The 18,623-nt window shown below is 63.4% G+C and carries 17 protein-coding genes; 8 read left to right on the forward strand and 9 right to left on the reverse strand.

Annotation, left to right across the window (positions count from 1 at the left end; translation table 11 throughout):
* The first annotated feature begins 8 nt into the window (after positions 1-8).
* The gene (locus A3AU_RS01000000135225) at positions 9-698 is read left to right on the forward strand and encodes a class I SAM-dependent methyltransferase (protein ID WP_032917138.1); all 690 of its coding nucleotides are present in this window, start codon (positions 9-11) and stop codon (positions 696-698) included.
* Here the strand turns inward: A3AU_RS01000000135225 and A3AU_RS0109465 are convergent.
* On the reverse strand, positions 695-1,417 hold the full coding sequence (locus A3AU_RS0109465) for an HAD family hydrolase (RefSeq protein WP_027052585.1): 723 nt from the start codon (positions 1,415-1,417) through the stop codon (positions 695-697). The two genes, A3AU_RS01000000135225 and A3AU_RS0109465, sit on opposite strands and share 4 nt — an antisense overlap.
* Before the next feature lie 5 nt (positions 1,418-1,422).
* The gene (gene pgi, locus A3AU_RS0109470) at positions 1,423-3,066 is read right to left on the reverse strand and encodes a glucose-6-phosphate isomerase (protein WP_027052586.1); all 1,644 of its coding nucleotides are present in this window, start codon (positions 3,064-3,066) and stop codon (positions 1,423-1,425) included.
* A gap of 300 nt (positions 3,067-3,366) precedes the next feature.
* On the opposite strand from pgi, the gene pdxR reads away from it, so the two are divergent.
* Positions 3,367-4,860 carry a MocR-like pyridoxine biosynthesis transcription factor PdxR gene (pdxR, locus tag A3AU_RS0109475; RefSeq protein WP_027052587.1) on the forward strand — a complete coding sequence of 498 codons (1,494 nt, stop codon included), beginning with the start codon at positions 3,367-3,369 and terminating at the stop codon, positions 4,858-4,860.
* Positions 4,861-5,051: 191 nt separating this feature from the next.
* Entirely contained in the window at positions 5,052-6,641 is a 1,590-nt protein-coding gene (locus A3AU_RS0109480) for a trimethylamine methyltransferase family protein (RefSeq protein ID WP_027052588.1), read from the forward strand.
* Between the two features lie 12 nt (positions 6,642-6,653).
* Here the strand turns inward: A3AU_RS0109480 and A3AU_RS0109485 are convergent, their stop codons facing one another.
* The 4 genes from A3AU_RS0109485 to A3AU_RS0109500 form a co-directional block, all read right to left on the reverse strand.
* Positions 6,654-7,052: a hypothetical protein gene (locus tag A3AU_RS0109485; RefSeq protein ID WP_027052589.1), complete on the reverse strand. Its 399-nt coding sequence runs from the start codon at positions 7,050-7,052 to the stop codon at positions 6,654-6,656.
* A gap of 65 nt (positions 7,053-7,117) precedes the next feature.
* Positions 7,118-8,509 carry a chromate efflux transporter gene (gene chrA / locus A3AU_RS0109490; protein ID WP_027052590.1) on the reverse strand — a complete coding sequence of 464 codons (1,392 nt, stop codon included), beginning with the start codon at positions 8,507-8,509 and terminating at the stop codon, positions 7,118-7,120.
* The gene (locus A3AU_RS0109495; protein WP_027052591.1) at positions 8,506-9,324 is read right to left on the reverse strand and encodes a chromate resistance protein ChrB domain-containing protein; all 819 of its coding nucleotides are present in this window, start codon (positions 9,322-9,324) and stop codon (positions 8,506-8,508) included. Before A3AU_RS0109495 ends, chrA begins: the two co-directional genes overlap by 4 nt.
* Positions 9,325-9,555: 231 nt before the next feature.
* Positions 9,556-11,361: an IlvD/Edd family dehydratase gene (locus A3AU_RS0109500; RefSeq protein ID WP_027052592.1), complete on the reverse strand. Its 1,806-nt coding sequence runs from the start codon at positions 11,359-11,361 to the stop codon at positions 9,556-9,558.
* A gap of 149 nt (positions 11,362-11,510) precedes the next feature.
* On the opposite strand from A3AU_RS0109500, the gene A3AU_RS0109505 reads away from it, so the two are divergent.
* A complete protein-coding gene (locus A3AU_RS0109505) occupies positions 11,511-11,960 on the forward strand; it encodes an SRPBCC family protein (RefSeq protein WP_027052593.1) in 450 nt (149 codons plus the stop codon).
* Positions 11,961-11,969: 9 nt separating this feature from the next.
* Here A3AU_RS0109505 and A3AU_RS0109510 read toward each other — a convergent pair whose 3' ends face one another.
* On the reverse strand, positions 11,970-13,139 hold the full coding sequence (locus A3AU_RS0109510; RefSeq protein ID WP_244277738.1) for an Mrp/NBP35 family ATP-binding protein: 1,170 nt from the start codon (positions 13,137-13,139) through the stop codon (positions 11,970-11,972).
* A gap of 177 nt (positions 13,140-13,316) precedes the next feature.
* On the opposite strand from A3AU_RS0109510, the gene A3AU_RS0109515 reads away from it, so the two are divergent.
* Positions 13,317-13,694 carry a VOC family protein gene (locus A3AU_RS0109515; protein ID WP_027052595.1) on the forward strand — a complete coding sequence of 126 codons (378 nt, stop codon included), beginning with the start codon at positions 13,317-13,319 and terminating at the stop codon, positions 13,692-13,694.
* Between the two features lie 39 nt (positions 13,695-13,733).
* Here the strand turns inward: A3AU_RS0109515 and A3AU_RS0109520 are convergent, their stop codons facing one another.
* The gene (locus tag A3AU_RS0109520) at positions 13,734-14,738 is read right to left on the reverse strand and encodes an inorganic phosphate transporter (RefSeq protein WP_027052596.1); all 1,005 of its coding nucleotides are present in this window, start codon (positions 14,736-14,738) and stop codon (positions 13,734-13,736) included.
* A 3-nt stretch (positions 14,739-14,741) separates the two neighbouring features.
* Positions 14,742-15,383: a DUF47 domain-containing protein gene (locus A3AU_RS0109525; RefSeq protein ID WP_027052597.1), complete on the reverse strand. Its 642-nt coding sequence runs from the start codon at positions 15,381-15,383 to the stop codon at positions 14,742-14,744.
* A 169-nt stretch (positions 15,384-15,552) separates the two neighbouring features.
* Between A3AU_RS0109525 and A3AU_RS0109530 the strand changes: the two genes are divergently transcribed.
* The 3 genes from A3AU_RS0109530 (at position 15,553) to A3AU_RS0109540 (ending at position 18,619) form a co-directional block, all read left to right on the forward strand.
* Entirely contained in the window at positions 15,553-16,452 is a 900-nt protein-coding gene (locus tag A3AU_RS0109530; protein ID WP_027052598.1) for a LysR family transcriptional regulator, read from the forward strand.
* Between the two features lie 134 nt (positions 16,453-16,586).
* Positions 16,587-17,066 (forward strand): formate dehydrogenase subunit gamma, encoded by a 480-nt coding sequence (locus A3AU_RS0109535; protein ID WP_027052599.1) that lies wholly within the window; start codon positions 16,587-16,589, stop codon positions 17,064-17,066.
* The gene (locus A3AU_RS0109540; protein WP_027052600.1) at positions 17,063-18,619 is read left to right on the forward strand and encodes a formate dehydrogenase beta subunit; all 1,557 of its coding nucleotides are present in this window, start codon (positions 17,063-17,065) and stop codon (positions 18,617-18,619) included. Before A3AU_RS0109535 ends, A3AU_RS0109540 begins: the two co-directional genes overlap by 4 nt.
* Positions 18,620-18,623: the final 4 nt, after the last annotated feature.

Here is an 18,623-nt window from a genome sequence, read left to right on the forward strand (position 1 = left end):
GCAACGTTATGCCGGATCGGCAGCGGCGCATCGACTCGGCGGAATTCATCAAGGCGAACATGCGCCTTGTCCCGGTGCCCGCGCTTGCCGAAATCCGGTTCTACACCGCCCATCCTGGCAGTGGGTTGAGTCGGCTCATCGATCCGGAAGACGATGCCGACGAGGCGGCTGCGGAACCGCAGCCGCCCTACTGGGCCTATGCCTGGGCCGGGGGCGCGGTGCTGGCGCGTTACATCCTCGACCATCCGATGACCGTGGCGGGCCGCCGCGTGCTCGACCTCGGGGCGGGTTCAGGCATTGTCGGCATCGCCGCCGCGAAGGCCGGCGCGCGCCAGGTGATCGCCGCCGAGATCGACCGCAACGGCGTTGTCGCGATCGGCCTCAATGCGGCGGCCAACGGCGTCGCGATCGCCGTGGTAAATGACGATATCACCAAGGGTTCGCCGCCCTCGGTCGATCTCGTACTCGCCGGTGACGTGTTCTACGGGCAAGACGTTGCCGAGCGCGTCATGCCTTTCCTCGACCGCTGCTTCGCCGCCGGCATCGAGATCCTGGTTGGCGATCCGGGCAGGGTCCATCTGCCCCGGTCGCGGTTGCGCCTGCTTGCCGAATATGATGTGCCGGATTTCGGCGACGCGAAAGACGCAGCCGCAAGGCCAAGCGGCGTCTTTCGTCTCGAAACCGAACCAGGCGGCTAGACTGTCTCCTTGACCCGCGCCGAGAGGAAATCCGGCAGGTCGGCAACCGAATCCAGGATGACGTCGGCAATCTCGGCCAGAGATTCACGCGTACCGGTGCCGGAAAGCACGCCCACCGCCAGCCCACAGCCACCGGCGCGCGCCATTTCGAGATCATGGCGGTTGTCGCCAACCATGGCGATCTCCGACGGCTTCAGGCCGGTGAGGTCGCAAAAGGCTTGGATGGTGTCCGGCGCGGGTTTGGGATTGGCGACAGCGTCATATCCGTAAGCGGCGTCGAACAGTTGCGCGACGCCGAGCGTGACCAGGGTCTTTTCCGCGCCGCTGGTGGAATCGTTCGTGGCGACGCCAAGCCGGTAGGACCTCTTGTGCAGCACCCCCAAGGTGTCGACGATATCAGGCAGCGCCACCGCCATTGCCGAGCCCTGCACCGAGGTGATCTCGTTGAAGCGGGCGACGGCCAGCATCTGATCTTCGTTCGACAGGCGCGGAAACCACAGTTCGACAACGTCAAGATTGGTGCCGGAGGCAAAGATGGAGTCGGGCTTGAAGCGCCGGTTGGCGAAATCGAAGCCGGCCGCGGCGAGCAGCCGGTCGGCCTTCCAGCGATCGCCATCGGCGGCATCCATGGCCATGAAATCAGCAACGCCGAGCCAGGTCGCGTTGAAGTCGACAAGCGTCCCGTCCTTGTCGAACAATATCCCCTTGATGTCTGTCAAACTTTTTACTCCGAACCACGCAATTCATGGATGCGTTCCACAAGGCCCCTGGTCGAGGCGTCCCGATTTGCGGCGCTTTCCTTGCCTTCCACGACAGGCAGCAGGCCGGTCGCCAGTTCCTTGCCGAGCTCGACACCCCACTGGTCGAAGGAATTGATGTTGAACAGCGTGCCCTCGACGAAGACGCGGTGCTCGTAGAGCGCGATCAGCCGGCCGAAGGTGCGCGGGTCGAGTTTGCGGTAGAGGATTGTCAGCGAAGGCCGGTTGCCGGAGAAAACGCGGTGCGGTGCAATCTTGTCGACATCGGCCGGCTTCATGCCCTTGGCCAGCATCTGCCCGCGCGCCTCGTCCAGCGTACGGCCCTTCATCAGCGCCTCCGATTGCGCCAGGCAATTGGCGAGCAGCAGATCATGCTGGTGCTTGAGATCGGGCTCGTGGCCGACGGCCGCGGCAAGGAATTCGACCGGGATGAAGTCCGTGCCCTGGTGCAAGAGCTGGAAGAAGGCATGCTGGCCATTGGTGCCCGGCTCGCCCCAGACCAGCGGCCCGGTCGGTGTCGTCACGGGGGTGCCGTCGAGAGTGACGCCCTTGCCGTTCGATTCCATATCGAGCTGCTGCAGATAGGCCGGCAGCCGGGACAGGCGCTGGTCATAGGGGATGACCGCGCGCGCCGGATATTGGCAGATGACACGATGCCACCAGCCGACAAGCCCCAGCAGCGCTGGCAGGTTCTTCTCCAGCGGGGCCGTGCGGCAATGCTCGTCCATTTCGTGGGCGCCATCGAGGAAGGCGCGAAAGTTCCTCGGGCCGACTGCGATCATGACGGGAAGGCCAATCGCGCCCCAGACCGAATAGCGACCCCCGACCCAGTCCCAGAAGCCGAAGACGCGATCCTGCTCGATGCCGAACTTGGCGACTAGGTCGAGCGCCGTCGATACCGCGGCGAAATGCTTGCCGACCGCCTGCTTGCCGAGAGCCTTCTGCACCCAGTCGCGCGCGGTCTGCGCATTGGTCATCGTCTCGACGGTGGTGAAGGTCTTGGAAGCGATGATGAACAGCGTGGTTTCGGCTGAGAGGCCCTTGAGCGTGTCATGGATATGGGCGCCGTCAATGTTGGAGACATAATGCGCGCGCGGCCCGTCATGATAGGGGGCGAGCGCCAGCGTCGCCATGGCCGGGCCGAGGTCGGAGCCGCCAATGCCGATGTTGACGATGTCGGTGATCTTCTTGCCGGTGGCGCCCACCGCCTTGCCGGAGCGGATGGCATCGGCGAAAGCGCCCATCGCGTCGAGCACGGAAAGGACATCGGCCTTGACGTCCTGGCCATCGACGATGACGCCCTTGCCGCTCAGATTGCGAAGCGCCGTGTGCAGTACGGCGCGGTCCTCGGTGATGTTGATCTTCTTGCCGGCGAACATCGCGGCACGGCGGCCTTCGAGATCGGCGGCGCTGGCCAGCTCTTGCAGCAAGTCCATGGTGATGGCATCGACCGCGCATTTCGACCAGTCGAGCAACAGGTCGCCGTCGGTGGCGGAGAATGTCTGGAATCGCTGTGGATCGGCGGCAAAGGCCTGGCGCATGCTGGCAGGTGCCGCGGCGCGATGATCGCGCAAGGCGGCGAGCTGTTTCTGGAAGGCTGATTTATCCACTGGCGGGACTCCTGGCTTTTTCGACGTACTTTATCAGACCGGATGTTTCCGTCGCGTGTCGTCGCGACAAACCTATTGAGCCGAATTCCGTGCGGTCAATACGCGGTGATGCCGCATCGCATCACGATGCCATGACACAATACATCCCACGGCAAGGCGGGAACCGACTGATTTCGTCGGAAGGATCACTGGCATAAATCCCAAAGATCAGAAAAATTGATTGGCGCAACCCCTTGTGCCACCGTTACATTCGACTGGTCCAGCCAAGCGAAAAAAGCTGGCCATCGAGGAACATCTCCCATGCCACAGAGAAACGACACGGCGATATGGTCCGGCCTGTTCCGGATTTCGGCTGAATCCGGCCAGACCCTGCAGGCGCAGATCCGCCAAGCCATCGTGGCCGCCATCCTCGACCGCCAGATTGCCGCTTCGATGCCGCTTCCCTCCTGCCGGATCCTGGCCGAAAAACTCGGCGTGGCGCGCGGCACCGTGGTGCTGGCGTTCCAGCAGCTCGTCGACCAGGGTTTCCTGGTAGCGCGCGAGCGGCGTGGCCATTTCGTCAATCCCGACGTGCTGGCGACACCGGCCAAGCCGCACCAGAAGGCGCCCGACCAGGCCAACGAGATCGACTGGAAGGCGCGCCGGCAGATCGCCGCCAGCGACATGCCGCCGCCGGCCAAGCACGAGAACTGGATCAAGTCGTCCTACCCCTTCGTCTACGGCCAGTTCGACCCGGCGCTGTTCCCGACCGCCGAGTGGCGCGAGTGCAACCGCATGGCGCTGGCCGTGCTCGAAATCCGCAACTGGGCGTCCGACATGGTCGACCGTGACGATCCGCTGTTGATCGAGCAGATCCAGGCGCGGCTGTTGCCGCGGCGCGGCATCTTCGCCAATCCCGACGAGATCATCGTCACGCTGGGCGCACAGAACGCGCTTTACATGCTGGCATCACTGTTGATGACCAAGGGCTCGAAGGTGGCGATGGAAGACCCCGGCTACCCCGATGCACGCTCGATCTTTCGCCTTGCCGGCGCAGACATCCAGCCGGTGCCGGTCGACCAGTCGGGCATCGTAACCTCTTCTATCCCCAATGATTCCGGCTTCGTCTTCGTCACGCCCAGCCATCATTGCCCGACCATGGTGCCGTTGTCGGCCGAGCGGCGGCAGGATCTGCTTGCACGCGCCAACCGGCACAATCAGATCATCATCGAAGACGGCTATGACAGCCAGCTTCTCGACGAGGCGCCGCAGCAGTCGCTGAAGAGTCTCGATCGCTCCGGCCGCGTCATCTATGTCGGCTCGATGTCGAAGACGCTGGCTCCCGGCCTGCGGCTTGGCTACATCGTGGCCTCTGCTGGACTAATCTCCGAGCTCAGGGCGCTACGCCGTTTCATGTTGCGCCATCCGCCGGCGAACAATCAGCGCGCCGTGGCACTGTTCCTGTCGCTCGGCCATCACGAGGCCCTGGTACGGCGGCTGTCGAGTGCCTTCGACGAACGGCGCAAGCGCCTGGTCCATGCGATTTCCGCTTTCCTGCCGGAATGGCGCTCGACCGATTCGGCCGGCGGCACCTCGCTGTGGCTGGAAGGGCCGCGTGGCACCGATTCCCGCAGCTTGGCCGAGGCCGCGGCCTCGCGCAGCGTCATCATCGAGCCGGGAGACCGCTTCTTCGACCGCACCGAAAAGCCTTCGCGTTTCATGCGGTTGGGCATCTCCTCGATCGCGCTGCAGCATATCGAGCCCGGCATCCGCGAACTCGCCACCGCGGCAGGCCGCCGACCGGCGGCCGCCTGATCCACTCACTCCACTCCTGACCGGAGCCGCCCATGTGCGGCTCCGACTCCTTTAGCTCTGGCATATGCAACCGGATCGCCTGGCTCATAGGCTGCACCAATGCCGGCAGCATAGTCGGAGCATAAAGGGGAAGAAGCAGCCGATGGTGGACCAACCGCCGCCCTGTTTCCGAGAGAAAGTGGAGTGTCTCCATGTCAGTGGTTCTTGAAAAGCAGGATACGGCGACGGATCAACGCTCGCGCCGCTCCGGTGGACGCGAAGCGCGCCGTGCGATGCGGGCAGCGCCCTTGGCCGACGACATCAGGCCGGTGCGCGCCGGCCTCGAGGGCGGCAGCTACGGACCGTTGCGCGGCAACGACCAGGAACGCATCCACGAGGCGGTTCTGACGCTGCTGGAGACGGTCGGCTTCGCCAATGCCATCCCCTCCTGCATCGAGGCGCTGACCAAGGCCGGCGCAACCCATGGCGATGACGGCCGCATCCGTTTTCCGCGCGCGCTGGTGCTCGACACCATCAGAAAAGCGGCGCGCAATTTCACCTTGCACGGCCAGGACCCGAAACACGACATGGTGATCCAGGGCAAGCGCGTGCATTACGGCACGGCCGGAGCCGCCGTGCATCTGGTCGATGTCGAGAAGCGCGAATATCGCGAATCACTGCTGCAGGACATCTACGATGCCGCCCGCATCGTCGATGGGCTCGACAACATCCATTTCTTCCAGCGGCCGATGGTGCCGCGCGACATTCCCGATCCGCTCGAGATGGACTTCAACACGCTCTACGCCTGCGTAATGGGTACGTCCAAGCATGTCGGAACCTCGTTCACGGTGCGTGAGAACGTGCAGCCGGCGCTCGAAATGCTCTATGCCATTGCCGGCGGCGAGGAGAATTTCCGCGCCAGGCCGTTCGTATCGAACTCCAACTGCTTCGTCGTACCGCCAATGAAATTCGCCGAGGATGCCTGCGGCGTGCTCGAAGCCTGCGTCGAGGGCGGCATCCCGATCCTGCTGTTGTCGGCCGGACAGGCCGGCGCGACCGCACCGGCGGCGATTGCCGGTGCGGTGGTGCAGGCGGTGGCCGAAGTGCTGGCTGGCCTTGTCTATGTCAACGCCATCAAGCCGGGACATCCGGCGATTTTCGGCACCTGGCCGTTCGTGTCGGACCTCAGGACCGGCGCCATGTCTGGCGGCTCGGCCGAGCAGGCGGTGTTGACCGCGGCCTGCGCGCAGATGGCGCAATTCTACGATCTGCCGGGCGGTTCGGCCGCCGGCATGACGGATTCGAAACTTCCCGACATCCAGTCCGGCTACGAAAAGGGCATCACCGACGTGATGGCCGGCCTTGCCGGGCTCAATCTCGTCTATGAATCGGCCGGCATGCATGCCTCCCTGCTCGGCTTCTGCCTGGAGAGCCTGATCATCGACAATGACATGCTCGGCCACTGCCTGCGCTGCGTGCGCGGCATCGAGGTGACCGACGAAGCGCTGTCGATCGACACCATCGCCGATGTCTGCCTGAAGGGGCCGGGCCACTATCTCGGCAACGAGCAGACGCTGCGGCTGATGCAGACCGAATATTTCTATCCGGCCGTCGGCGACCGGTTTTCGCCGAAGGAATGGAACGAGAAGGGACGGCCCGACATATTGCAGCGGGCAATCATCGAGAAGAAGCGCGTGCTTGCCGAGCGTTTCCCGCGCCACGTGCCGAAACTGCTCGACGACAAACTGCGCACCCGCTTTGGTGATATGATCAAACTGCCGCGCGCCAATATGGGTGGGTAGGTTCGCTTCCCGTCAACCCGCGCTCAGTCCGTAACGCTCGACGACCTCGGGGTTGATCAGCTTGGCATGCAGCGTCATCAGCACGATTTGCGCATCGAAGCTGTCGCTCGCTTCGACAGCGTCCTCGATACGGCGCTCCATCTCCTGCCGCTGCTGCGGGCCATGCGAGCGCTCGAAAATGTCCGACCCGGCGATGCAGTAGCCGACCAATTGCGCCACGGCGGTATAGGCCTGTGGCGGCGGCTCGTCGGGCCATCGATCCTTCATCAGATTGACGATGGTGAGTTTAACGCCCTCCGGCACGAGCGCGGGGTGCAGGTCGGCGCCACGCAAAGCGATGTCGAGCTGCCGCAGGTCGCCCGAGCGGCCGAACATGCCGAGGAAGCCGAGGGAAGAGCGTCGTTGCGCCATGATGTTCCGATCCGTTTTCGACCACTTAGGTGGTCGGCGAGCGGAATACAAAGGCAGGCGAGTCTCTATCCCCTCGCTGCCAACAGCAAGACACCGGCAAGGGCTGATCCGGCGAGCGTCGGCAGCACGCCGATCTTCAGCCTCAGAATGGCGACCATCGCGACACAGGAAAGCAGCGCCGCCCGCCAGTCGATCGACGAAATCACCGGCAGGGTCATACCGAAGCTCATTGCGTGCACGTGGCGGAAAACGACGTGCAAGGCAAACCACAGAGCGAGGTTCATGATCACGCCGACAATCGCGGCGGTGACAGCACCGAGCGCGGCTGACAATGCCTTGTTGCCGCGCAGGGCCTCGATGTAGGGCGCGCCGAGGAATATCCAGAAGAAGCACGGCGTGAACGTCACCCACAAGGTCAGCAGCGCGCCGAGCGATCCGCCAAGCAACGGGTTCAGTGATCCGGAGTGGCGGAACGCGGCGATGAAGCCGACAAACTGCAACACCAGGATGAGCGGACCCGGCGTGGTTTCGGCAAGCCCGAGGCCGTCGACCATTTCACCAGGCGCAAGCCAGCCGAAGGACTGCACAGCGGCCTGTGCGACATAGGCAAGCACGGCATAGGCGCCGCCGAAGGTGACGACCGCCATCAGACTGAAGAACCGGCCTATCTCCGTCCACACACTGGCGGACCCTGTGAACCACCAGATGAGCAGAACGGGCCCGAGCCAGATCGGCAGCCAGATCGCGATCGTGCGCGGCGCATGCCATCTGGTCGGTTCGACATGGGTCAGTTCGCCGCGCTCGAACATCAGGTCGACCGCACCCTTGCTGTCGGCAGTGTCGCCACTGCCATGCGCGGAGCTGGAAAACAAGCCCGGCGCAACGCGGTCTCCCAGCCATCCCGTCAGGCCAGCGAGCAGGATGATGAGCGGGAACGGCACATTCAACGCATAGATGGCGATGAAGGCCGCGACCGCGATCCACACCATGGCCCGGTTTTTCAGGGCGCGCCGTCCGATGCGGATCACCGCCTCGACGACGATGGCAAGCACCGCCGCCTTCACCCCGAAAAACAGCGCCTCGACGAGCGGTACGTCACCATAGAGTACGTAGAGGCTGCTCAAGACCAGCATGACCAGCGCGCCCGGCACGACGAACAGGATGCCGGCGACAAGGCCGCCGAGCGTCCTGTGCAGCAGCCAGCCGATGTAGATGGCGAGTTGCTGGGCTTCCGGGCCCGGCAGCAGCATGCAGTAATTCAGCGCATGGAGGAAACGCTGTTCCCCGATCCAGCGCCGCTCCTCGACCAATTCCCTGTGCATCAGGGCAATCTGCCCGGCCGGCCCGCCGAAGCTGAGCAGTCCGATTTTCGCCCACAGCTTCAAGGCTTCGCCAAAGCTCGGCGCAACTGGAGCCTCGACGTTCCCCGACCTATGTGCAGGCGCAACGGCGCTCATGATGGTTTACCTGCGCTCGGCCAGTTGTGCGTCTCTTCGGTGGCATCGCGGCACCAGCGGAAGAAAGCATCGTAGAGCAGCATGCCCGCTTCCAACTGCTCCAGATCATCGCGAAACATCCGCGACAGGCCAAGCGAGGCAGCCAGAAAGCCGGCGGCCTGGGGCACCAGGTCGAGGTTTGCGGTGTCGGCCGCGCGCACAATCCCGGCAAGGCGATCGAGCGCCGCGGATTCCAGCCCGAACTCCTCGATCATCGTGTCGAAGGTGCAGCGATCGCCACGATGGCTCCAGAACACATTGTCGATGTCGAACGGCACGGCCTGAAAACGGTCGGCTACGGCCGACACTTCACCGGGTTCGACAAACAGGAAGACCGCGTGAGGATCGACGAAACGCCGGATCAACCAAGGGCAGGCGATGCGGTCGACTTTCGGGCGGGATCGCGTCACCCATACGGTGCGGCCCTTTTCATCGCGCGTCGGCAAATTGTCGGTGCGGACCAGAATCCCCCCCGCGCCGCGCCAGGCCTCGAAGCCGCCTTCGAGGGATTCGGCGGGAATGCCGTCGTGCCGCAGCCAGGCGGCGACACCTTGCGACAGTTTCTGCCCTCGCTGGCAGACGACCGAAACGTGACTGCCGGCAAATTCGGCGGCCCAGCTCGAAACGGTTTTGAAATCACGCCGGCTCGAGGTCGGCAGCAGACGCGGATCGGCATCGAAATCCTCATCGATGCGAACATCGATGATTACCGGGGCACCCGGCAAACCGACCAGACGGGACAGTTGCGATACGGTGATAGCGGTTGTTGACGGCATGGCGTCCACCTCCTGACAGAGAAGCTTGGACGCGAACGTTAGGCTGACGCCTCACGGGGTCGTCGCGATGCACCCCTTGGTCGCGATGGTGAATTTGTTGGCCGCGCTTGTCAAGGATCGCGAGCGGCGACTTGATTCGGGTTAAGCCGCCGTCTGTCGTTGATGTCGACACCTCGCAAGCAGGCGCTCAGCGGTTGTCCCCTGAGCAATCAATGATTGTCCCCGGAGCAATCAGTGATTGTCCCTGGGGACGCCCCTGGTGTGAGCGACATCCTGGTATTTCACCGCCGGCTTCAGCACCATTCCCTGGTCGAACTGATCGACCATGCCGCGCTGGATTTCCTGCCATGGCGTCTGGTGCTGCGGATAGTGGTAGCCGCCATTGCCCTGCAGCGCCGCACGCCGCTTGGCGATCTCGTCGTCGCTGACCAGGATGTTGGCGGTGCCCTTGTTCAGGTCGATGCGAACGCGGTCGCCAGTCTTGAGCAGCGCCAGTCCGCCGCCAACGGCGGCTTCCGGCGAGGCGTTCAGGATCGAAGGCGAGCCCGACGTGCCCGATTGGCGGCCGTCGCCGATGCAGGCCAGCGAATGGATGCCCTTCTTGATGAGGTAAGCCGGCGGCTGCATGTTGACGACCTCGGCACCGCCGGGATAGCCGACCGGGCCGGCGCCGCGCATGAACAGGATCGTATGCTCGTCGATGCCTTGCGCCGGATCGTCGATGCGGGCGTGGTAATCCTCGGGACCGTCGAAGACCATGGCGTTGCCTTCGAATGCTTCCGGGTCCTTCGGGTTGGAGAGATAGCGCTCGCGGAATTCCGGCGAGATGCCGCTCATCTTCATGATCGCCGAATCGAAAAGGTTGCCCTTGAAGTTGATGAAGCCGGCATTGGCCTTCAGCGGCTTGTCGACACTGCGGATGACGTCGGCGTTTTCGACGACCGCCGCCTTGCAATTGTCGCCAATCGCCTTGCCGTTGACCGTCAGGGCATCGGGATGCGGCAGCAGCCCGCCCTTCATCAGTTCGGCCACCACCGCCGGCACGCCGCCGGCATGATGGTAATCCTCGCCGAGATACTCGCCGGTCGGCTGCAGATTGACGATCAGCGGCACTTTGAGGCCGATCTCCTGCCAGTCGTCATTGTCGAGCGGCACGCCGAGATGGCGGGCAATGGCATTGAGATGGATCGGCGCGTTGGTGGAGCCGCCGATCGCCGAATTGACGACGATGGCGTTCTCGAAGGCCTTGCGCGTCATGATGTCGGAGGGCTTCAGATCCTCATGCACCATGTCGACGATGCGCTTGCCGGTCTCGTAGGCGATCTGGCCGCGCTCGCGGTATGGCGCTGGGATGGCGGCCGAACCGGGCAACTGCATGCCGAGCGCCTCGGCCAGCGAATTCATCGTGGTGGCGGTGCCCATGGTATTGCAGTAGCCGGTGGAGGGCGCCGAGGATGCGACGATATCCATGAACTCGTCATAGTCGATCTCGCCGGCCGAGAGACGCTGGCGCGATTCCCAGACGATGGTGCCGGACCCTGTACGCTTGCCCTTGTGCCAGCCGTTCAGCATTGGACCGACCGACAGCGCGATAGCCGGAATGTTGACGGTCGCCGCCGCCATCAGCAGCGCCGGCGTGGTCTTGTCGCAGCCGATGGTCAGCACGACGCCGTCGAGCGGATAGCCGTAGAGCACCTCGACCAGGCTGAGATAGGCAAGGTTGCGGTCGAGTGCTGCGGTCGGGCGCTTGCCGGTCTCCTGGATCGGATGACAAGGGAATTCGAAGGGGATGCCGCCCATCGAGACGATGCCCTCGCGCACGCGCTTGGCGAGCTCGATGTGGTGCCGGTTGCAAGGCGACAGGTCCGAGCCGGTCTGGGCGATGCCGATCAGCGGCTTGCCCGACATCAGTTCGGCGCGCGTCAGCCCGTAATTCAGGTAGCGCTCCAGATAGAGCGCCGTCATTCCCGGATTGTCGGGGTTGTCGAACCACTCCTGCGAGCGGAATTTTTTCTTCTTGGTGGGGGCGCCGGCCATCACGGTCTCCGTATTTGTATGACAAATCGATATGACAACGCGTCAATGCAAGCAAGGGGCACGCGCGTTCCTAACCCGCACTTTGGTGCGATAGACACAACAGCGGCCCTGCGCTAGGGCTTCGAACCATTGTTTCTGGGAGGTTCTTGATGGCTTTGGTGATCGAAGGCGAGGAACGCATTGCCGCACCCCTGCAAAAAGTCTGGGAAGCGCTGAACGACCCGGTCATCCTGAAAGACGCCATTCCCGGCTGCCAGAGCCTGGAGATGAAGTCGCCGACTGAGATGGCGGCGACGGTCGTGCTGAAGATCGGGCCGATCAAGGCGACCTTCAACGGCGAAGTGACGCTGAAGAACCTCAAGCCGCCGCATTCCTACACCATCCAGGGCGAAGGCAAGGGCGGCATCGCCGGCTTCGCCAAAGGCGGCGCCGACGTGACGCTGACGGCGGATGGACCGGACGCCACGGTGCTCAAATATGCCGCCAAGGCCGAAGTTGGCGGCAAGATCGCCCAGCTTGGCAGCCGGCTGATCGAGTCGACGTCGAAGAAACTGGCGGGGCAGTTCTTTTCCAAATTTGGCGAGAAGGTCGGCGGCTGACGCTCACGGTCACTCGAAGACGATGCTTGGCACCGCCGCTTCCGCCGCGCCGCGCTCTTCATTGACCCTGTCCCAGACCTTGGCGGCGATGTCGCGATAGATTTTCGCCTCGGCGCTGTCGGGCTTCGAGGCCACCACCGGCGCGCCTTCATCCGAGCTTTCGCGGATGCCCATTTCGAGCGGCACTTCGCCAAGGAAGGTGACGCCGAGGCGCTCTGCCTCGCGGCGCGCACCGCCATGGCCGAAAATGTCGTAACGCTTGCCGGTATCAGGCGCGATGAAGTAGCTCATGTTCTCGACGATGCCGAGCAGCGGCACGTCGACTTTCTTGAACATGTTGAGCCCCTTGCGGGCGTCGATCAACGCCAGGTCCTGCGGCGTCGAGACGATGACGGCGCCGGCCAGCGGCACCTGCTGCGCCATGGTCAGCTGCGCGTCGCCGGTGCCGGGCGGCATGTCGACGACCAGCACGTCGAGCCGGCCCCATTCGACCTCGCGCAGCATCTGCGTCAGCGCCGACATCACCATCGGCCCGCGCCAGATCATCGGCGTCTCCTCATCGACGAGGAAGCCCATCGACATCACCTTGAGGCCGTAATTCTCCATCGGCTTCAGGATCTTGCCGTCGACCGTCTGCGGCCGGCCGTGGATGTCGAGCAGCTTCGGCATTGACGGGCCATAAATGTCGGCATCAAGCACGCCGACCCGCAAGCCGTTGGCGGCAAGGCCAAGCGCGAGGTTGACGGCGGTGGTCGACTTGCCGACTCCGCCCTTGCCGGAAGCAACCGCGATGATCGCCTCGATGCCGGGCACGCCACGCTTGCCTTGACTGTGCGACGCCGGGGCATGCGGCGCCGGTCGCGGCGCGGCGGGCGGAGCCGGCCTGGGTGCCGGACGCGCCGGAACCGGGGCCTCCATGCCGCCGCCCTTCTTTTCCGCCGTGAGCGCGACAACCGCACCGGCAACACCGGGGATAGCCTTGACGACACGCTCGGCGGCGGCGCGCAGCGGCTCCATCTCCTGCGCACGGGCGGCGGGGACGGTGATCGAGAAGAAGACCTTCGAATCGGCGATGAAAATCTCGGAAACCATGCCGAGGTCGACGATATTGCCGGTGAAGTCCGGCCCGTTGACCGTCTTCAGACGCTCGGTGACGATTTCTTTGGTGACGGACATGATCTTTTCCTCAGCGTTCGGCACTTCAGATAATGCAGTTCTGGGAGAGAACCAAGCAGCCGACTCGACGCACCCTTGGTTCCGCGAGCGAGAACCTCGTTGGATAGCCGTCGCCAAACACGGCACGCGACCTATTTCAGTGGGCAGCATGAGGGAAGACAATCAAGGAAGGATACGGTCATGCTCGCGAACAGCAACGCAACGGCCAATGTGGCGGTGAAAGACCTGGCGAGAGCAAAGGCGTTTTATGAAGGGACGCTGGGCCTCAAGCAGGTAGACGATATAGGTGGCGAGTTGATCGTCTACAAAAGCGGCGACACCTTCATCAATGTCTATCATTCCGAGTTTGCCGGGACCAACAAGGCGACGGCGGTCACATGGACGGTCGGCGACCAGATCGAGACTGTCGTCAAATCGTTGAAATCGAAAGGCGTCGCCTTTGAGCATTACGCAATGCCCGGACTGAAAATCGAGGGCGATGTCCATGTCGGCCAGGGCATGAAGGTCGCATGGTTCAAGGACCCGGACGGCAACATCCTCAATCTTGTCAACGGATAGGCCATATCGCGATTGCCGGCGCGCCGGGTGCCGCCCACCTCACCCCGCGAGGTTGACGGCTAGGTAGGTGAGAGCCGAAATCGCCGCCGTCGTGGGCAAGGTCACGATCCAGGCGATGACGATGTTGCCGGCGATGCCCCAGCGCACCGCCGAGACGCGGCGGGCGGCGCCGACGCCGATGATGGCGCCGGTGATCGTATGGGTGGTCGATACGGGAACGCCAAGCCAGGTGGCGGCGAACAACGTGATGGCGCCGCCGGTTTCGGCGCAAAAGCCCTGCATCGGATTGAGGCGGGTGATCTTCGAACCCATTGTATGGACGATCCGCCAGCCGCCGAACAGCGTACCAAGCGCCAGCGCCGACTGGCAGGTCAGGACGACCCAGAGCGGCACGTAGAAGGTGGTGCCGAGCATGCCTTGCGAATACAGCAGCACGGCGATGATGCCCATGGTCTTCTGCGCATCGTTGCCGCCATGACCGAGCGAGTAGAGCGAAGCGGAAAAGAACTGCAGCACGCGAAAGGCGCTGTCGACAGCGAACGGCGTCTGGCGCACGAACAGCCACGAAACCACCAGGATCAGGACGAGCGCCAGGACAAAGCCGGTCGCCGGCGACAGCACGATCGCGGCAACCGTCTTGCCAAGTCCCGACCAGACGATTGCGCCGATGCCCGCCTTTGCGATGCCGGCGCCGACCAGTCCGCCGATCAGTGCGTGCGAACTGCTCGAGGGAATCCCGGCAATCCAGGTGACGATGTTCCAGACGATGGCGCCGACGAGAGCTGAAAAGATCACTGCCGGCGTGACAATAGTGACGTCGACAATGCCCTTTCCCACGGTCTCGGCAACATGAAGACCAAAGAACATGAAGGCGATGAAATTGAAGAATGCCGCCCATAAAACCGCATATTGCGGCCTCAGCACGCGCGTTGAGACGATGGTGGCAATGGAATTTGCCGCATCATGCAGGCCGTTCAGAAAATCGAAGAACAGCGCGACGACAACGAGGCTGGCCAGCACGGGAAAGGCGATGGTGGCTTCCATTGCCTAAACGTTCTCGATGACGATGCCGCTGATCTCGTTGGCGACGTCCTCGAAGCGGTCGACCACCTTCTCCAGCTGACCATAGATCTCCGAACCGATCAGATAGGCCATCGCGTCACCGCGCCCATGCCGCCTGAACAGATCCTTCAAGCCCTGCTCATGCAGATCGTCGGCGCGGCCTTCGGCACGCATCACCTCCTCGGCGAGGGCATTGAGACGTGCGCTGTTGGCGCCGACCTTGGCAAGCAGCGGGATCGCCTCCGCGACCAGTCGGGCGGCGTCGACGATGACGGCGCCCATTTCCTGCATTAGCGGGTCGAACTCACGCTTCTCGAACAGCCTTACCGTCTTGACGGTCTTGTGCATCATGTCGATGGCATCATCCATCGACTGGATCAGATCCTTGATATCGCCGCGATCGAAAGGCGTTATGAACGAGCGCCGCACCGCAAGCAGGACTTCCGCCGTGATATGATCGGCCTCGTCCTCAAGATCGACGATTTTCTGGCACCAGCGCTCGATATCGTTGCCCTGGAGAAGCTGTTGCAGCGCCTCCGCGCCGCCGACCACGGTGCGGGAATGGCGCTCGAACAGATCGAAGAAACGATCTTCGCGCGGCAATAGCTTGCGGAACCAGCCCAGCATGTCAGTCTCCCATCGTGCCTAGTTCACGACCGTTTCATTGACATAGCGCCGCGTGATGCAGTGGGAAACAGTAAGCCGGCTGAAAGATGTGGATGCGGAGCAATTGCGTATGCCGCTTGCGGCAAAGGACAAATTCCCCGAGCCTGTACGTGACGACCGGATGGATGGCATGATCGACAAACTCGAATTCTTCATTGCGCTGGCCAAGGAGGAGCATTTCGGCCGTGCGGCGGAAGTGTGCGGCGTCACCCAGCCGACCTTGTCTGCCGGCATCAAGCAGTTGGAGGGCCAGCTCGGCGTCATGCTGGTCAACCGCGGATCGCGTTTCCAGGGGCTGACGCCGGAAGGCAAGCAGGTGCTGGAGTGGGCGCGCCGCATCGTCGGCGATTCGAGGACCATGCGCGAGGAAATGCGCGCGGCGCGCCACGGCCTGTCCGGCCGCATCCGCATTGCCGCCATTCCGACGGCACTGGCCATGGTGGCGCGGCTGACGACGCCGTTTCGCGACAAGCATCCGGGCGTCACCTTCTCGATCCTGTCGCGGACCTCGATCGAGGTGCTGTCGCTGCTCGGTAATTTCGATGTCGACGCCGGCATTACCTATCTCGACAACGAACCGCTCGGGCGCGTGACCAGCGTGCCGCTCTATGATGAGCGCTATCAATTGATCACCGCCATCGGAAACCCCTATTCCGACCGCGACAAAGTGACATGGGCCGAGATCAGCCAGTTGCCGCTTTGCCTTTTGACGCCGGACATGCAGAACCGCCGCATCATCGACCAGCACCTGGCGGAGGCTGGCGTGCAAGTGCGGCCGACGCTCGAATCCAACTCGATGATCGTGCTGTTCTCGCATATCCGGACCGGCAAATGGTCATCGATCATGCCGCTTAACCTTGCGGAAACATTCGGCTTTTCCGAGCCAATCCGGGCCATCCCGATCGTCGAGCCCGACGCCAGCCACACGGTCGGCCTGGTCGCGGCGCCACGCGAGCCGCATACGCCGCTGGTGCAGGCGCTGCTGGACGAGGCAATGGCGCTGGCAGACGATTTCCGTACCCACCGCTAGCGCTACACAGGGTAGCTGACGGCGCTTGATAGAAGATTCCTATCAAGCAACGGAACAGCTTTATTGATTTCAGAGGTTTCCTCTGATTTCTTAAGCACTTAGCGCCAGACGCAACGACCCAGGGAGGGCACTGCATGACGATGCAGGCCGCAAGTACCGAAATCGCATCGCGCACCGCCGCGATTGTTCAAGAGATGAAGGGCCTTGAAGGCCCGCTATTGCCGATCCTGCACGGCATCCAGGAAGAATTCGGCCACGTACCACAGGACGCCGTGCCCGTCATCGCCGATGGGCTGAACCTGTCCAGGGCCGAGGTGCACGGTGTCGTCACCTTCTACCATGATTTCCGGGCTCGCCCGGCCGGCCGCCATGTGCTCAAGCTCTGCCAGGCGGAGGCCTGCCAGTCGATGGGTTCGGATGCGGTCGCCGCCAAGGTCAAGCAATTGCTCGGCATCGATTTTCACGAGACCACCCGCGACGGATCGGTTACACTCGAGCCGGTCTATTGCCTGGGGCTCTGCGCCTGTTCGCCGTCGGCAATGCTCGATGGCGAGGTGATCGGGCGGCTCGATGACGAAAAGATCGATGAGATCGTCGCGGAGGTACGCTCATGATCCCGCGCATCTACATTCCCGGCGATTCCGGCGCGCTGGCGCTGGGTGCGGAAAAGGTCGCCAAGGCTGTTCGCGCCGAGCTCGCCGAGCGTGGCATCGAGGCCAAGATCGTCCGTAATGGCTCGCGCGGCGCCTATTTCCTCGAACCGATGGTCGAGGTGGCGACCGCCAACGGCCGCGTCGCCTACGGGCCGGTCAAGCCGTCGGACGTCAAGAGCCTGTTCGACAGCGGCTTCCTCACCGGCGGCCATCACAAGCGCTGGCTGGGCGCGCCCGACAAGATCCCGTTCCTGGCCAAGCAGACGCGGCTGACTTTCGCGCGCTGCGGCATCAACGACCCGTTGTCGCTCGACGCGTACAAATCGCTCGGCGGCCTCAAGGGCCTGCAGAACGCGGTGGCCATGGCGCCGGCCGAGATCGTCAAGCAGGTGACCGAGTCCGGCCTGCGCGGTCGTGGTGGCGCGGGTTTCCCGACCGGCATCAAATGGAAGACGGTGCTGGATACGACGTCCGAGCGCAAATACATCGTCTGCAACGCCGACGAGGGCGACAGCGCCACCTTCGCCGACCGCATGATCATGGAAGGCGACCCCTTCGTGCTGATCGAAGGCATGGCGATCGCCGGCGTCGCCACCGGCGCGACCAAGGGTTTCGTCTACATCCGCTCGGAATATCCGCATGCGGTGGCCGTCATGAACAAGGCCGTCGAAATCGCCCGCAAGGCTGGCGTGCTCGGCGTCAACGTGCTGGGTTCGCCCAATGCCTTCGACATGGAAATCCGCGTCGGCGCCGGGGCCTATGTCTGTGGTGAGGAGACCTCGCTGTTGAACAGCCTGGAAGGCAAGCGGGGCGTGGTTCGTGCCAAGCCGCCGCTGCCGGCCATCCAGGGGCTGTTCGGCAAGCCGACGGTGATCAACAACGTCATCTCGCTCGCGTCCGTTCCGATCATCATGGACAAGGGTGCCACCTTCTACAAGGATTTCGGCATGGGTCGCTCGCGCGGCACGATCCCGATCCAGATCGCCGGCAACGTCAAGCAAGGCGGCCTGTTCGAAACGGCTTTCGGTCTGACGCTGGGCGAGATTGTCGACGATATCGGCGGCGGCACGGCAACGGGCCGGGCGGTCAAGGCGGTGCAGGTCGGCGGGCCACTTGGCGCCTATTTCCCGCGCGCGCTGTTCGACACGCCGTTCGACTACGAGGAGTTCGCCAAGCGTGACGGGCTGATCGGCCATGCCGGCATCACCGTGTTCGACGACACCGCCGACATGTTGAAGCAGGCGCGCTTTGCCATGGAATTCTGCGCCATCGAGAGCTGTGGCAAGTGCACACCCTGCCGCATCGGCTCGACGCGCGGGGTCGAGACCATCGACAGGCTCGCCGCTGGTATCGAACCGGAAAAAAACCTCGCGCTGGTCACCGACCTCTGCAACACGATGAAGTTCGGGTCGCTGTGCGCGCTGGGCGGCTTCACCCCCTACCCGGTGATGAGTTCGATCACGCATTTCCCCGAGGATTTCAAGCCCGCGCCAGCGCGTGTGGCTGCTGAATAGGAGC

Source organism: Mesorhizobium erdmanii USDA 3471 (genome assembly GCF_000472705.1).
GTDB classification, from domain to species: domain Bacteria; phylum Pseudomonadota; class Alphaproteobacteria; order Rhizobiales; family Rhizobiaceae; genus Mesorhizobium; species Mesorhizobium erdmanii.

Excerpts from the sequence above, each read along its gene's own strand:
- A3AU_RS01000000135225 (WP_032917138.1), top strand. The coding sequence starts at position 9 with ATGCCGGATCGGCAGCGGCGCATCGACTCGGCGGAATTCATCAAGGCG.
- pdxR (WP_027052587.1), top strand. The coding sequence starts at position 3,367 with ATGCCACAGAGAAACGACACGGCGATATGGTCCGGCCTGTTCCGGATT.
- A3AU_RS0109480 (WP_027052588.1), top strand. The coding sequence starts at position 5,052 with ATGTCAGTGGTTCTTGAAAAGCAGGATACGGCGACGGATCAACGCTCG.
- A3AU_RS0109485 (WP_027052589.1), bottom strand. The coding sequence starts at position 7,052 with ATGGCGCAACGACGCTCTTCCCTCGGCTTCCTCGGCATGTTCGGCCGC.
- chrA (WP_027052590.1), bottom strand. The coding sequence starts at position 8,509 with ATGAGCGCCGTTGCGCCTGCACATAGGTCGGGGAACGTCGAGGCTCCA.
- A3AU_RS0109495 (WP_027052591.1), bottom strand. The coding sequence starts at position 9,324 with ATGCCGTCAACAACCGCTATCACCGTATCGCAACTGTCCCGTCTGGTC.
- A3AU_RS0109500 (WP_027052592.1), bottom strand. The coding sequence starts at position 11,361 with ATGGCCGGCGCCCCCACCAAGAAGAAAAAATTCCGCTCGCAGGAGTGG.
- A3AU_RS0109505 (WP_027052593.1), top strand. The coding sequence starts at position 11,511 with ATGGCTTTGGTGATCGAAGGCGAGGAACGCATTGCCGCACCCCTGCAA.
- A3AU_RS0109515 (WP_027052595.1), top strand. The coding sequence starts at position 13,317 with ATGCTCGCGAACAGCAACGCAACGGCCAATGTGGCGGTGAAAGACCTG.
- A3AU_RS0109520 (WP_027052596.1), bottom strand. The coding sequence starts at position 14,738 with ATGGAAGCCACCATCGCCTTTCCCGTGCTGGCCAGCCTCGTTGTCGTC.
- A3AU_RS0109525 (WP_027052597.1), bottom strand. The coding sequence starts at position 15,383 with ATGCTGGGCTGGTTCCGCAAGCTATTGCCGCGCGAAGATCGTTTCTTC.
- A3AU_RS0109530 (WP_027052598.1), top strand. The coding sequence starts at position 15,553 with ATGATCGACAAACTCGAATTCTTCATTGCGCTGGCCAAGGAGGAGCAT.
- A3AU_RS0109535 (WP_027052599.1), top strand. The coding sequence starts at position 16,587 with ATGACGATGCAGGCCGCAAGTACCGAAATCGCATCGCGCACCGCCGCG.
- A3AU_RS0109540 (WP_027052600.1), top strand. The coding sequence starts at position 17,063 with ATGATCCCGCGCATCTACATTCCCGGCGATTCCGGCGCGCTGGCGCTG.